General features: G+C 69.9%; 12 protein-coding genes. All 12 read right to left on the reverse strand.

Going from position 1 to position 14,534, the window contains the following annotated elements; all coding sequences use genetic code 11:
* Positions 1 to 73 precede the first annotated feature (73 nt).
* The 12 genes from OG766_RS10405 to OG766_RS10460 all read right to left on the reverse strand — a co-directional run bounded on the left by OG766_RS10405 (position 74) and on the right by OG766_RS10460 (position 14,531).
* Entirely contained in the window at positions 74 to 1,318 is a 1,245-nt protein-coding gene (locus OG766_RS10405; protein WP_443045600.1) for a serpin family protein, read from the reverse strand.
* A gap of 120 nt (positions 1,319 to 1,438) precedes the next feature.
* The gene (gene gdhA, locus OG766_RS10410) at positions 1,439 to 2,809 is read right to left on the reverse strand and encodes an NADP-specific glutamate dehydrogenase (protein WP_328725121.1); all 1,371 of its coding nucleotides are present in this window, start codon (positions 2,807 to 2,809) and stop codon (positions 1,439 to 1,441) included.
* A 283-nt stretch (positions 2,810 to 3,092) separates the two neighbouring features.
* Complete coding sequence (locus OG766_RS10415; protein WP_266374499.1) at positions 3,093 to 3,332, reverse strand: hypothetical protein; 240 nt, start codon at positions 3,330 to 3,332, stop codon at positions 3,093 to 3,095.
* Positions 3,333 to 3,347: 15 nt separating this feature from the next.
* Positions 3,348 to 4,562: a type IV toxin-antitoxin system AbiEi family antitoxin domain-containing protein gene (locus OG766_RS10420; RefSeq protein WP_328725122.1), complete on the reverse strand. Its 1,215-nt coding sequence runs from the start codon at positions 4,560 to 4,562 to the stop codon at positions 3,348 to 3,350.
* A gap of 266 nt (positions 4,563 to 4,828) precedes the next feature.
* Positions 4,829 to 5,455, reverse strand: a complete 627-nt coding sequence (locus OG766_RS10425; RefSeq protein ID WP_266374497.1) for a hypothetical protein — start codon at positions 5,453 to 5,455, stop codon at positions 4,829 to 4,831.
* Positions 5,452 to 6,687 (reverse strand): hypothetical protein, encoded by a 1,236-nt coding sequence (locus OG766_RS10430; protein ID WP_328725123.1) that lies wholly within the window; start codon positions 6,685 to 6,687, stop codon positions 5,452 to 5,454. The genes OG766_RS10425 and OG766_RS10430 overlap by 4 nt, the downstream gene beginning before the upstream one ends.
* Positions 6,684 to 7,283, reverse strand: a complete 600-nt coding sequence (locus OG766_RS10435) for a hypothetical protein (protein ID WP_328725124.1) — start codon at positions 7,281 to 7,283, stop codon at positions 6,684 to 6,686. The genes OG766_RS10430 and OG766_RS10435 overlap by 4 nt, the downstream gene beginning before the upstream one ends.
* Before the next feature lie 53 nt (positions 7,284 to 7,336).
* Positions 7,337 to 7,909, reverse strand: coding sequence for a hypothetical protein (locus OG766_RS10440; protein WP_328725126.1), 573 nt, complete (start codon positions 7,907 to 7,909; stop codon positions 7,337 to 7,339).
* A gap of 12 nt (positions 7,910 to 7,921) precedes the next feature.
* The gene (locus OG766_RS10445; RefSeq protein WP_328725127.1) at positions 7,922 to 10,126 is read right to left on the reverse strand and encodes a hypothetical protein; all 2,205 of its coding nucleotides are present in this window, start codon (positions 10,124 to 10,126) and stop codon (positions 7,922 to 7,924) included.
* Between the two features lie 49 nt (positions 10,127 to 10,175).
* A complete protein-coding gene (locus OG766_RS10450; RefSeq protein WP_328725128.1) occupies positions 10,176 to 10,727 on the reverse strand; it encodes a hypothetical protein in 552 nt (183 codons plus the stop codon).
* A 51-nt stretch (positions 10,728 to 10,778) separates the two neighbouring features.
* Complete coding sequence (locus tag OG766_RS10455; protein ID WP_328725129.1) at positions 10,779 to 11,450, reverse strand: hypothetical protein; 672 nt, start codon at positions 11,448 to 11,450, stop codon at positions 10,779 to 10,781.
* Positions 11,451 to 11,537: 87 nt separating this feature from the next.
* Entirely contained in the window at positions 11,538 to 14,531 is a 2,994-nt protein-coding gene (locus OG766_RS10460) for an ATP-binding protein (protein WP_266374489.1), read from the reverse strand.
* Between the last annotated feature and the right edge of the window lie 3 nt (positions 14,532 to 14,534).

Raw genomic sequence — 14,534 nt, forward strand, 5'->3', positions numbered from 1 at the left:
AGCGCAGACTGAGGGGAGCCCCGCCGGAACGTCGTTCCGGCGGGGCTCCGCGCTGTTCGGCGGGGGTGGCGCGTCAGGACCCCGCGCCCGGGACCACCGGCCGGAACGACGGCGGGAGCGGCGGCGGGGGCGGGAACGTGCCGAGGTGGTCCGACTCGGGCATCGGGTCGCCCGCCGGGACGCTCGACTGCCAGGCGGCGAAGAGGGGGAGCTCCCCGGAGGCGTCGAGCACGACGACGCCGAACGGGCGGTCGTAGGCCAGCCGGACGGTCCGCCGGGGGCGGAACGCGCCGCCCGGGCGGGCCAGGACCGCCGTGACGGCCGCCGCTTCCACGCCGAGTTCGGCGATCTTGAGGACGGCCTCCTGGACGACCAGCGAGATCTCCAGCGGCTCCGGTGACAGTCCGGAGAAGTCGGCGAGCGGGCTCGTCGCCCGCAGCACTCCCAGCGCGGGGAGTCGAGGCGTGACGTCCGTCGTCGTCCGCAGGGCGAGGCGCGGCAAGGCGATACCCACGGCCTCCGCGTCGAGGGGTGTGCGTGTGTCACGTGGTGCCCACGCGGCGGGCAGCACCTCCGCGGGGCCGGCCCCGGGTGGGCCGAGGACGAGGCGTACCCTCGCCCCGGCCTCGCCGTCGCAGCGCAGCTCGGCGACCTGGGCCGTGCCCGCGTTCCACGCCTCGCCGGGTGCCAGCTGCCGGTGCATCGTCGGCACCTGGTGCACCGTCCCCATGGCGTCGGTGAAGGGCGCGGGCCTCGTCAGGTGCCCCTGGAAGGGAGTCTCCCAACACGCCTTCAGGACGAGGGCGTTGACCAGCGCGAGAAGCGTCTCCGGCAGGATCCGGATCGGCAGCTTGTCCAACTGCCCGTCCGTCGCCTCCCTCACCCAGGCGTCGATCTCGTCCTGGTCGAGGCCGAGCGGGCCGAATCCGATATCGGGCAGCGCCTCGCGGTAGGCCCGGTACACCGGGATCCTGCTCCACACCCGGGTGGCGACGGCCAGCGCGTCCGTCCCGGCGAGCACCCGCGCCGTGGACGTGACGGCCTCGGCCGCGTCGTCCCCGGCGACTCCCAGCAGGGCTCGCAGTTCTTCCGCGGTCCCGCCGCGCGCGCCCGCCGCCACGGCACCGAGCGCCAGCCACAGTCCGGCGGGCGAGCAGACGAAGTCGCCTTCCTCGCCGAACTCCCTCAGCCACCGCTCCCCCATGGCCTGGACCGCCCGCTCGGGAGCGCCGGGAACGCTGGGAGCGCCGGGCAGGGCGACCCGGCCCGGCTCCGTGGGTATCGCTCCCGTGTGTTCCGTCCCCGCCGCGTCGTCCACCACGACCGCCCCCGTTTCCCGCCCACACCGCACCGTCCCGCTTCCGGGTGCAGTGTGCCAGGGACAGGGGGCGGACATGGCGTCAGCGGCACCCCGGACAGCGGCGCAGAGGTACAGGGGTCAGATGAGCCCCTGGGCAAGCATCGCGTCCGCGACCCTTTCGAAGCCGGCGATGTTCGCTCCCGCCGCGTAGTCCCCTGGCCTGTCGTAGCGTTCGGCCGTCTCGTACACCGTGTCGTGGATACGGCCCATCACCTGGGCGAGTTCCTCCTCGACCCGGGCGAAGGGCCAGCTGTCCCGGCCCGCGTTCTGCCGCATCTCGAGGGCGCTGGTGGCCACCCCGCCCGCGTTCGCGGCCTTCGCGGGGCCGAAGGCGACGCCCGCGTCCCGCAGGATCCGTACCGCGTCCGGGGTGGTGGGCATGTTCGCCCCCTCCGAGACGGCCTTGACCCCGTTGCGTACGAGGGTGGCCGCGTCCTGCGCGGTCAGCTCGTTCTGGGTCGCGGACGGCAGGGCCACATCGGTGGGCACCTCCCAGACGCTGCCGCCCAGGATGTAGCGCGCGGAGCTGCCCCGGCGGGCCGCGTAGTCGCTCACCCGGCCGCGCTCGACCTCCTTGATCTGCTTGAGCAGCGGCAGGTCGATGCCCTTGTCGTCGACGACGTAACCGGCCGAGTCGGAGACGGTACGCACGTGGGCGCCGAGTTCCTGCGCCTTCTCGACGGTGTAGATGGCGACGTTGCCCGAGCCCGAGACCGTGACCTGCTGGCCGGCGAGGTGCTCACCGCGCATCTTCAGCATCTCGGCGGTGAAGAGCACGGTGCCGTACCCGGTGGCCTCGGTGCGTACGTGCGAGCCGCCCCAGGCGGTGCCCTTGCCGGTCAGCACGCCGGCCTCCCAGCGGTTGGTCATGCGCCGGTACTGGCCGAAGAGGTAGCCGATCTCCCGGGCGCCGACGCCGATGTCGCCCGCCGGGGCGTCGGTGTGCTCGCCGAGATGGCGGTGCAGTTCGGTCATGAACGACTGGCAGAAGCGCATCACTTCGGCGTCGGAGCGGCCACGGGGGTCGAAGTCGCTGCCGCCCTTGCCGCCGCCGATGCCGAGTCCGGTCAGCGCGTTCTTGAAGATCTGCTCGAACGCGAGGAACTTCACGATCCCCAGGTTCACGGAGGGGTGGAAGCGCAGCCCGCCCTTGTACGGGCCGAGGGCGCTGTTGAACTCCACCCGGAAGCCGCGGTTGACGTGGATCTCACCGCGGTCGTCCTGCCAGGGCACCCGGAAGATGATCTGCCGCTCCGGCTCGACCATGCGCTCGACCAGTTTCGCCTCGCGGAGTTCGGGACGGAGGCTGATCACCGGTGCGAGCGTCTCCAGCACCTCGTGGACGGCCTGGTGGAACTCGGGCTCACCGGGGTTGCGCTGCTGGACGGCCTGCTCCAGGGCTTCGATCCAGGTGGCGACACTGGCGAGGCTGGAGGCGGTGGATGGCATCAGATGCGTTCCTTTTCCTTCGGCGGTACGTCGCGGTACTTCGGCGGTACGTCGGCCGGCACTCGGCGGGTGCCGCCGAGTGCCGGTGCGGCTCGGGCTGTGAACGGCGCCGACCAGCGCGAAGACACGACGCGAGGGCCTTCGTCGGCTCCGTCCACGTACCTATACGTAGATCCGGCCGTCGATCGTCGATCATGCGACGCCTGCCCAGGGAGGGCAGTTGCCAGACACGGAGCGGGTACCGCGAACCGGACGCCTGACGTTCCGGCGAGGGAGCCGGCGCTCAGTCCAGGGGCTCCGTCATACCGTCCGGGTGGATGAGGATGCGGATCGAGCCGCCGTAGCGGTCGTCCGTGATCACGGCCTCGGTCGGCGCTCCGAGCTGCTGGGCACGCTGCTGGAGGATTCCGATGACCACCTCCTGGATGTCCCCGTAGGGAGGAGCTGTCACGGGAACCCCGTCGATCAGGCCCGCGTTGAGGGAGAAGACGCGTACGTCGGCGGCCGGATAGGTCGGTTGCATGGTCGCGAGTGCCCTTCAGGAGTGCGAGGAGGCGGTGCTGGAGGACGGGGAGACCGCCGTGTACGTACCGCGGTGCAGGCGCCGCAGCCGGCCCGACTTGACCATCGCGGACAGGGCGTTGCTCACAGACTTCCCCGCGTCGCGGTACGCGCCGGGAGGCAGCGCCAGCAGGACGTCCCTGCCGGTGAAGGGACCGGGGAACGAGGCCACCGCCTGCTCCACCGCCTTGCGCAGGCTCGGTACGGCGCGCGGGGCGGACGGGGTCGCGGTGTCGGCAGGGGCACCGAAGGAGACGGGCCGCAGATGCGGGTGGTGGGCGACGTTCTGCGGGACACCGAGCGCACGGGCGGGATCCGGGGCCTCGGCCTCGCGGTGCGGTGAGGTGACCTGGTACTGCTCCAGGTGGAAGTCGAGTTCGCGCAGTGCGGCGCGGACGGCCGCCAGTTCCGTGGCGTGGGGGACGCCATCCGTGGTGTCGCCCGGGGCGGCGACCAGGATCGAGGTGAGGTCCTCGATGTGCCGGAGCGACTCGGCGAGACGACGCAGCAGCGGCTCGAAGATGTCCTGCCGCAGGGCGACAAGAGGATTGCTGGCCGCCAGTTCCAGGCTGACGGACGCGGTGAGCCCGCCGTCCGCCGGGAAGTACGGGGTCTCGTCCCCGGTCGCGGTACGCCATGCCGCGAGACGCAGACGTGCGCTCCGCAAGGCGTCGAGCATCCGGGGCGTCGGTCCGGCCGAGGGAGTGTGCACCAGGATCCCGGCGAGCTTCTCGGTGACTTCGAGCGTGGCGAGGGCGGAGCACACCAGTGGGGCGAGGACGGCGTCCTGTATGGCGCGGGCCGGATCGCTGAGTGAGAACGTGATCCGTTCGCCAGCCGGGGCCGTCATCGCTACCTCGTTCGTGTGTCCGTGCTGCTGGCCTTGTGCCGTGGCGCGCGCCGCCGTGCCCCGGCCCGCCGACCGGCGTTCCTGGAGGGCGTCGAACGCGTCGAGCACGGCATCGTGATCCGCGCTGTGGGGGCCTGCACTCGTGTCGGGCAAGTCCCCCTGGTCATCACCGATGTCGAGCCGCCGGCGGATCCAGCGACGGTCCTCCAGGGTGGTGGCGGCGATGTAGCCGCCCGGTTCGGACTGGGTGACCGCACCCCGCAGGCACTCCGCCCAGAGAGGACAGGAGGCGCAGAGCTGTCGTGCGGCATGCGTGAGAGCCCGGATCCTTCGCGTTTGCATCGAGGAACCCGCGGCGGCGGTGCCGGTGTTCTCCAGCAGCGGATGGCGGAATACGTCCGGGCGCCGCAAGCACGGCATAGGTGTGGACAGAGCGGCCTGTTGAACGGTTTTGGGCAGCACTCTGCGAGCCGTCGCGACCATAAGTGGAATCCCCCGAGTTGATCTGTGGCCCAGGGGACTCTAGATCAACTGTCTTGGCGAAAGCCAACGATTCCGGCGCGTGTCTCACCCTGTGTACATGACAACTCATTCGAGCCATCCTCGGCTCACTGTCCGTCCGTGGGGCGGGCTGCCGCCAACCGCCGCCCGACCAGGGCTTTCGCCCGCCGTACACCGCGTCGGACGGCAGCGGCGCCACCGCCTCTGACCGCGAGCACGGCGACCACTCCGGTGAACCCAAGAGGTACGGAAAGGGACGGAACGATCGTCCCCGCAGCGGCTGTCATGACCATTATCACGTCGGCGATCACGACCGTGACGCCCCGCCGACCCGGATGACTCCTGACCATCCAGGCCCCGAGCAGGGCCATTCCGGACAGGGCCCAGTAGCCGAACACCGCCTGACCGCTGAGGAGTCCGCTCGCCGCACCCCGGGCGATGTCACCCACGGCGGCCAGATATCCGGTGATCGCGACGGTCACGACCGTCGATGCCAGCGCCAGCAGCAACTGGCCTCGGCTACGTAGCAACCACAGGGCCGCGACGAGGAGGAGCACGGCACACACCGCGATGAACGAGGACATGCCGGCCGACGCGAGAACGAAGAGCGTGTACGCCGCGGCCAGCCCGAAGACGGCCCGGGGCAGCAGCCGGACGGCCCACGTGTCGTCGCCGTCCTGCCGCAGGACGCGTCGCAGCGCGACGAGGGCCGCGGACGCGGATCGAGCCGTCATGCCGGGCCGTCCATTCCGTTCCCGGCGGCGCGGGAAGCGAGCTCGGCGCCGACGGTGGGACCTTCGGGGTTGACCGCCGACGGCCCGGAGGAACCGTGGGCGGCACGGCTGGGCTTCGGGTTGAAGCCGGCCTGCCACAGGGGCGGCGGGGGCGTGTTGGCCTCGAGGGGCGCGGCGGCGGGGACCTCTGGCTCCAGAGTCTCCGCCTCGGCAACGGGCCCCTCGGCCGCGGGGACTTCCGCTGCGGGTCCTTCTGGGGCGGGGACCTCTGCGGCGGGGACCTCTGCGGCAGGCACGCTGACCTCGGGGGTCTCGGTGGCGGGGACTTCCGCTACCGGGGCTTCCGTGGCGGGTGCCTCAACCTCCGCTTGCGCCTCCGTCTCGGCGATGGACCCCTCGGCCGCGGGGACTTCTTGCGCCGCAGCCTCCCGCTGAGGCGTCGCGCGCTCCATCACCTTGGCGAGCGCGGCCTCGCGAACCTCAGGTGCGAGGGTCGCGTATGTCTCGGGATCGATGTACCCATCACGGGTCGGGTTGTCGAACTGGGCGACGGCACGAACCGCGTTCGTGCCGAGTTCGCGTCGCGCCGTCTCGCGCCAGGACTGCGGAGCCTCGAAGGCGAAGTGGATGTTGCCCAGACCGACATCGGAGTTGGCTTGGAGGGTGGGGCTCTCCTGGTTGTACAGGATGGAGAGGGTGTGGCCGGTTTCGGCGAACACGACTACGGGGCCCTTGGCCGCGTTGGCGTAGGTCTCGGAGAGGTCAGCCCAACACTTCTTTGTGAATTCCCAGTCGATTCTGCCATCCCTGGACGCGAGCTCCTTGAGAACCTTTCGCTCCCAAAGATGCATTGCGTTCAATTGGCGGCCGGCATCGGTGGTTTCCAGCGTCTGAGCCGAGCCGGGACGCTCCTCATTCCGTAGCTGCGCCCACGCCTCAGCTATGAAACGGTTTTCGAGGACATGCTTCCCTTGGAAGACCTTCGGCGCTTCGGGGTGTTCCGTATGAAATGACCAGAACGCACTAACTGGCGCAGCCCCGTCCGGAGGCGTGACACCCTTGCTGTCCTTGACGAATTCCTCAAGGTACTCGCTGATGGTCCTGTCCCCTGCAGCCGCCTCCAACTGGTCTGCGATGGAGACGGGATCGGCCGCCGCCGTGGCCTCAGCTTCGCGGCGGGCGAGCTCAAGCGCCAGCGCCTCGACCTCCACGGGAATCGGCGATGCGCTCACGGCTGTCCGCTCTCGATCGGCCTCGGGTGGAATTCCAGATTCAGCAGTGCACCACGCGGCTTCACGGTCTCCGTCGCTCCGGCCCCAAGGGTGAGTTCCAGAACGGACAACGGCTTCCCGGGTGAAGCGGGCATCCAGTAGGCAAGCCGATACGGGGACTTGCGCACGATGCGCTTCTCGCGGTCCGGAATCGTGTAGCTACCGAGCCCTTCGGGAAAGTCCTTGCTCTCCCACGACCCTTCCCAGGCTGGTTCGCCCAGGACAGAACACGCAGCCGTCAGGTACTGCGGCCAGACAACGGCCGCTCGCTCCAGAACGAGCGGGTTGTCGGCTCCGGTGTCCGCCCACGCGCCCCACTGCTCCTGCACCACCGCATGGACCGGGGCCCAGTTTCCTGAAGAGGGGAACCACAGCTCACCCTCGGAGTCCGTCCGAACACTCAGGACCCGCTCGAAACTCGTCGGCACCCAGTTGAACTGCGCGCACCACATGTCCAGCCCCTGCCCCGGGTACGGCGGGCCGTTCCAGACCGTCGCCCAGTCCACGTCGGCCAGACCCCGCAGCTCCTCGATCAGCTGCTGAGGCGTGCGGCTCACTCGTTCCAGCTTCAGGCCCATGCTCGTTCTCGTCTCTTCCGTCATCTCGTACGTCACAGTCGCCAGCCCGGCCCCTGAGGCGTCCCAGGGTCGGCCTGGCCGCGGCAGGTCAAAGAGATCGTCGCACTCCCCGGTCCCCACCCCTCGGCCATGCCGGGCGCCAGGTGCAGGCCGAGCTCGAAGTCGGGGGCCTCAGGAGTACGGAACGTCCACCGCGCGAGCCTGTGCGGCGCCTTGCCCGTTTCCTGGTCCCCCGGCGGATCGGGCGGGCCGAGGATCTCGCGCAGGGCGGCCAGACATGCCGCGTGGTGCTCCTCGGCGGCCGTGGTGATCGAGGCGTTCTCGGCCGCCACGTCCGCGCGGACCTGCCAGGCCGTGTACGAGACCCCGGTCACCGGACGTCCGGGACGGACCGAGGCCAGATGGAGACGGGCGCCCGTGCGCGTACGGACCCACAGGCCCGACTGGAACCACAGCGGCTGCCAGCCGAACCCCTCGCACCAGTAGCCGCGCTTGGTCTCGTCGGCCGGGATGCCGGCCCAGACGGTGGGCCAGTCCAGGTCGAGGAGCCCGTTCAGCTCCGCGGCGAGGCCCCGCGGCCCGTGGTCGGTGATGACGCTTGCCATGATCCTCGCCTCCTATCGGGGCATGCGGTGGTCGTCACGGGGCGGCTGGTACGGCTGCTGCGCCGGGATCTGGGCGGGCGGCTGCGGTGAACGCGGATCCGCGCTCGCCGGTGCCACCGGCCGGGGCTGAGGCTGCACTTGCGGCTGCGACTGCGGCGGCTGAGCCGTGGGGGCGGGAGCCTGCGCGGAGGCGCTGACGCGCCCGCTCCGCCGGGGCGTCGGCTGCGGCTCGGGCTCGGGAGCGGGCGGCTGCTGCCCTGCCTTTGTGCCCTGCTGGCTCTCGTACGCCCTCTGCTGCATCTCCTTGGCCCGGTGCGCGCTCTTGCGCTGCTGCCGCTTGGAGTTGTTGGCGGGCAGCCATCCGCCCTTCTGCAGCCGGCCCCCGAGCACCGCGCCGTCCACACCCCGGCCGACGCGCGCGGCGGCGTTCCCGGCCACACGCCCTGTTGCGCGGGCGGTGCCCGGCGCCTTGTCGGCGACCTTGCCGCTGACCGTGTTGGCCATGTCCCGCACGCCCAGCGCGTCCTGCGCGCCCGCGATCTGCGGACTGAAGTTCCCGGCGAGCAGCTTCTTCAGCATCATCACGACAGCGACGGTGACCAGCACGAGCAGCAGCAGCTGCATACCCAGCGCGATCTTCGCGGGCAGGATCATCTGGTACAGCACGAGCAGCACGGTGAGGATGACGCCAAAGCCCGCCCGCAGCACGAAGCTGTGGATGAACGTCTCCAGCCAGCCCTTGAGCAGCTTCTGCTGGGAGGGGTGGATGCCGAGAGTGGCGACGAGCGGCAGCAGGATGATCAGGATCAGTGTCACGGCGTGCCACAGCAGGGTGAGCGCGCTGAGGACGATGACCATCAGGCCGACGATGAGCGCGGCGACGAGGGAGTAGAAGGCGAGACCGACGCGGTTCCCGGCGTTCTTACCGGCCCAGTCGTCGTACGCGACGTCGTAGACGTTCCTGTCGGGAAGGTCTTCCCCATCCTCCTCCACGCCGCCGGTCAAGTCGATCCGGATGTCCACCCAGTCGTCGTCGTACTTGTTGAACTCCTTGTTCTCTTCCTTCTCGGCCTGGATGTCCTTATTGGTCATGGACTGGGCCACCACCTGGCGGGCCCGCAGGTCCTCGCAACGGGCTCCCTTGCCCCAGTCGCACTTGGTGCCGGCGCTCTTGGGCAGGCAGGCGCCGTCCTCCACCCTGCCGCCGTCGTCCTTCCTGAAGATGCAGTTCGTGCCACCCTCGCCGAACTGACCGAGCGCCCACGGCCGGAACGCCAGCGTGTCGTACATGGCACAACTGGATATGCGCAGACCCCGGTTGTCCGCCTCCTTCGGCAGGTCGCAAGGAGACTGCATCTCCCCCGAGGCGCCGCTGAGGACCGCCTCGGTCAGGAAGGAGTTGGCCTGGGCGATGCCGGAGTCCGCCTGGTCGATGACCTTGTCGTAGTTTCCGCCCGTCAGGAGGGCCACGACGGCGATGGTCGTCAGACAGGCCCAGCCGACGCCGGACCAGACCTCACGCATCTCGCCCTTGCGCCACTTGGTGAAGACCCAGAGGCCGGTGAGCGCGATCATGACGGGCACGGCCGGAATGAAGACGTGCCGCTTCAGCGTCTTCACCACGTTGTCGCGACCTTCGTACAGCCCGCTGAGCGGGCTCGGGTTGGAGGCGGACTCCTTGATGGAGATGGCCGTACGGGTCAGGATCTTGGTGCCGTTGAAGACCATGTCGGCGACGCCGTTGTTGACGTAGTCCATGATCTCGCAGTCGTCGGCGCCGCTGCCGGTCTCACCGTTCCGCTCGGAGCCGTCGTCCTTGTCCTTGAAGGTCATGGACCAGTTCATGCCGCGCATGCCGTTGAGCTCGTACAACGTGTACTGATCGGCGCTCTTCGGCATCCTGACCGCACCGGTGACCATGCCCGTGGTGTCGTTCAGGTTCTTGGCACGGTCCGCCTTGTCCTCCCACTGATTCGTCGCGGGCATGAGGGACTCGCCGTTGGTACCCGGCGTGTCCATCTGGTAGCTGTCGTCGCCGGTGAAGTCGCAGGCGAAGTCCGCGTGCGCCGTGCCGGGGACGGCCAGTGTCAGCGCGAGCAGCGCCAGGATCAGGAACACTCCGGTCCTGGCGACCCGGCCGGCCCTCTTGGCCCGGTCGAGCAAGGACGGGGCTTCAGCGAGGGCTCCGCATGACTTGGCGCTACGGCGCACGAACATCGGCTTCTTTCTCGCGGTCGAGGGGCGGGAGCGGGGGCGGAAACGGGGCTCAGGAAGGGATGAAGTCGGTCGCGAAGCAGCCCTCGACCGGCCCCTCGTGGACCGTGTAGCCACTGGGGATCTCCGCCTTGTACTTCTCCTTGCAGGCCATGAGGAGCAATCCGCCCTGCATGAGGTCACGGACGGTGTCGTCATCCTCGGGGTAGACGGCGAAGTTCTCGCCGACCAGGGCGGAATCGCCGCCGCCGGAGCCGTTCTCGCGTTCCTGACGGAGGGATTCCTTCTTGAGCGAGGCCTGGAACTTCTCCATGTCGGTGACGGTCATCAGGGCCATCTCCTCACCGCCCTCGTCGTGGCAGTACCACTTCTCCCCCACACCCCAGGCCTCGTCCGCCGGGTCGACGACGTCGCCGCTCTCGAGCTTCCCCTTCGGCTCGAGTTCCTGGCAGGACGACACACTGTTCACGAAGCGCTCCACTCCGGCGATGTCGTCCGCCGCCGGCAGCCCGAGGTCCTCCATCGGGTCGCTGCTGCAGCCGCTGAGCGCGGCGAGCGCGACAAGGGTGGCGACGCCGGCTGTGAGGGTCCGGGACAGGCGCATGAGGGTTCCTTCGGTACGAGAGAGGTGGTGAGACCGGACAGCCGTGGGAGATCAGCCCGGGATGTAGTTCGTCAGGGCGCAGCCGTCCACCAGGGCGTCCTGCTTGCGGTAGCCGCTGGCCACCTTCAGACCGGGGTCACAGTTCAAGATCAGCAGACCGGTCTCGAGGAGGCCGCTGTCCCGGAGGCTGGAGGTCGGATCGACCACGAAGTCCGCGCCGAAGAGGTAGCGGCCGGTGCGCAGGCTGCCGTAGCTGCCGTCGCTCTCCTTCGCGGTCTCCAGGGCGGCGTCCCGGTACTTCCGCTGGAACGTCTCCATGTCCTCGGGCAGGTAGATGACCCAGCTGCTGCCGTGGTGTTCGCCGCAGACCCCCGCCTCCTTGATCCTCCAGGACGCGGCCTTGCGCTTCTCCTCGTCGGTGGCAGTGGCAGACGTGGTGCCGAGGAACCCCTGGGCGGGGGCTCCCTTGGCGTTCCGATCCGTGCTGACGCTGGTGCAGGGCAGACCCGCGCCCAGAAGGAACTCCTGCGCACCGCGCATCGTCCCGGCGCCGGGAAGGCCGCCGCCGGCCTGATCCTTCTCGTCGGCCTGACCGGCCGAGCCGGACGAGCCGGCCACGTCTCCCGCCGCCTTCGCGGAGTCGGAATCCGATCCGCAACCAGTGACCGTCGCGAGCGCGACAAAGACGGTGCCGATCGCGAGAGTGCTGGGCAGGCGTCGCATGGGTGGGCTCCTCGGTGTGCCTTGGTACGGGTGGGCGTCGGTACTCAGGTGGTGTGTCTCGGTACCTCGGGTGTGCGTCGTGGCGGGTCAGACCGCGGCCGTCGGCTCCGCTTCCGGTCGCGGCGCCGGATCCGACTCGCCCGCCTCCTGCAGGAAGGTCCAGTCCCACACGCTCAGCGGCGGGTCGATCCCCTGCCGGGACGGCCGGGTCGTGCCGTTGGTGTCCGTGGCCGCGAGGATCTCCTTGAAGACCAGGTCCACCGCCACCGTGCCCACCCGCTTGTCGGCGTCGCGCTGCAGGCACACGCCCGTGCGCAGTTCCTGCAGGGCCGAGATGACCTTGGGGTCGTTCTCGGGGCGGCCCAGCAACGGTGCCACCAGGGACGCTTCCTGGGCGGACTTCTGCTTGAAGGCGAAGACCGTGTGGATCTGGTTGGCGCCACCGCTGCGGGCCTCGGAGTCCTCGATCTGGACGAGGTCGATGGCCTGCTGGGTGATCAGGACGGTGACGGCCAGATACGAGCGGCCCTGCTTGAGCGCGCGCCGCATCAGGTCGCGGCCGCTCTCGGTCGCGGTGACGACGTACGCCTCGTCGACGAAGAGGGCCTTGGGCCGCAGCCCGACCTCGCCCGTCACCGGGTTCTTCTCGTAACCGACGTCCAGCATCTGGCTGCCCAGCTCCACGACGGCCATCAGCGCGGTGGCGGCGAGGCGCTCGGCCGGGTTCCAGCTGCGGGGGTCGGATGCGGCAGGGGACTGGAAGCCGCGCAGGGTGATGACCGTACGGCGCTTGCGCATCGCGGACAGCGGCTGCGGACGCTCGGCGAACGCCAGTCGCGCGTACGGCAGTGTCCGCAGCTCGGTGAGGAGCATCTGGGCGAGCTTGAGATCCTTCGCGGACTCACGGTCGCCGGTGGACACCGCGTGGTCGTAGGCGCGTACGACCTCGTCGACGACCTGCCACAGCGTGGGCCTGGGGACGCGCTGTTCGGCGTCGCGTGCGCCCAGTCCCTGCTCGGTGGCCTGCCGGATCGCGGAGTTGTACCAGCCGACGACGGTGGCCATCGCCTCGATGACGGGAAGGCGCACCCGCTGGTAGTCCTCGTCGCCGAGGAAGCCGCGCAGCATCGTTTCGGCGAGCAGCCGGCCCGAGGGCACGTCGCGGGCGATCACCCAGGGATCGAGCACACCGGCCTGGCCCTTGAGGAGGTCGACGACCTCGGTCTCGGCCCAGAACTCCGGGTTGACCGGCCGGAACCGGCTGGCCTCGGTGCCGAGCAGGCCCGTCTCCGCGTCGTGCGCGAAGTCCGGGTCGTTCACCTGCGATCCGAAGCCCAGGTAGTAGCAGAGCTGGGCGAAGTCGGTCTTGGGGTCGATGACCAGGCAGCGCACGCCCGCCTCCGACTCCTCGTAGAACTTCTGCAGGGCGAGCGAGGACTTGCCTCCGCCAGACGCGCCGACGATGGCGAGACCGCCGCCGTCGTTGCGGGCGGGGCCGACGTGCAGGGAGTAGTGGACGGGCATCTTGCCCGCCCAGCCGACCAGGTTCCCCACCCAGCCGAGCCGCTTCCCGGAGCGCTGCTCGGGGTTGTCCCCCAGCTCGGTGCCCGCGGTGGGCAGACCGGCGCCGAGCTGCTCGACCTCCTGCAGCCGCAGATAGGGCGCGATGGGCAGCTTGGGCGCGTCGCCGGGCAGCTGGGACTGCAGCAGACGCCACTGCTGGCGCGTGGGGCGCAGCAGGGTGACCTTCAGGTCCTGCTTGAACTGCATCTCCAGGACCCGGCGGCGACGTTCCAGCTCCGCGACGTCGGGGGCCGAGATGGTGAAGCGGATCTGCGCCTCCATGCCCGGCATCTTGTGCTCCTCGACATCGTCGACGAGGTGCTGTGCGCGGGTGACCTGGCTGGCGAGCTTCGTGTCGGGTGAACGGCCGGAGGTGGCCATGTCGTTCATCTCGTCGATGAGGTTGCCGTTGATCTTCCCGGCACGGTCCTTGAACCTGAGGTACGGGATCAGGGTGAACCGCATGTCGATCTCGACCGGGAACTCGACGTTCTGCGCGGCGTAGCGCGCCCATGCCGTGGACTGGCGGAAGCGGGTCTCGGCGGGCCAGCCGGCGGCGACCAGGGTGGTCGTGTAGCTGGTGTGCCGTTCACCGGTGACCTCGTCGTACTGGTGCAGCACGATGTGCGTCTTGCGGTTCTCGCCGGAGAAGTCGACGACCAGGTCGAACTGGTCGGGGCCCCAGGAGCGGGAGCCGAGCACCGGCTCGGGCGGCACGGGCAGTTCGCCGTGGAGCGGCTTGCGGATCAGCCAGACCAGCTCCTCGCGGGTCAACGGCGCGCCGCCGAGGCCTTCGAGGCTCTCGTGCACCTCGCGGGCGACCTGGGTCCACTGGGCCAGGACGACCGGTGACAGATACTCGTCGTGGACTCCGGTGGCGCTCGCGGCCGCGCGGTCCGTCGCACCGCGCAGGGCACGGGTCAGCCCCGGGTCCTCGACCGGGTCGTCGCCGCCGGGCAGCACCCCGCCGTCGCCGTTCGAGCCGCGCTTCAGGGAACCGAGTTTGACGAGGAGGATGTTGCGCTCGCGCATCGCGCCGATGCGCTCCTGGTACTCGGCCTTGCGCAGGTTGTACGCCTTGTAGTTCTCGGTCGGGTCCCAGGCGACGGCGTTGAGCTGCTCGGCCCAGTCGACGGCCGTGATCGGCCGGTACACCTTGCGGTAGTGGCACTCGACGTTCCGGTCGCCACGGGCGAGGTTGAGCAGGCCGCGGGCCGGGCCCTCGGCCATCGCCCGCAGTTCCGACTCGTTGAGGTACTCGTCGATGGCGGTGGGCAGGACGAGCCCGGTCCACACCGAGTCGCCGTGCACGAAGAGCATGTCGTCGGCGAAGCGGTACGGGAGCCGCATGTCCTCGCGGCGGGCGGCCCGGTCCTGTGTCCGGGCCGAGGAGCCTCCTGAACCGCGCCCGCCTGCGGAGCCGCGGTTCTTCCCCTTGGAGGCCGGGGAACCGGCGGCCAGGATCATGGCGATCACGAAGAAGGCGACCGCCCCGCCCAGAAGGATCATCATGAACATGGA

The organism is Streptomyces sp. NBC_00259 (genome assembly GCF_036181745.1).
Lineage (GTDB): Bacteria > Actinomycetota > Actinomycetes > Streptomycetales > Streptomycetaceae > Streptomyces > Streptomyces pratisoli.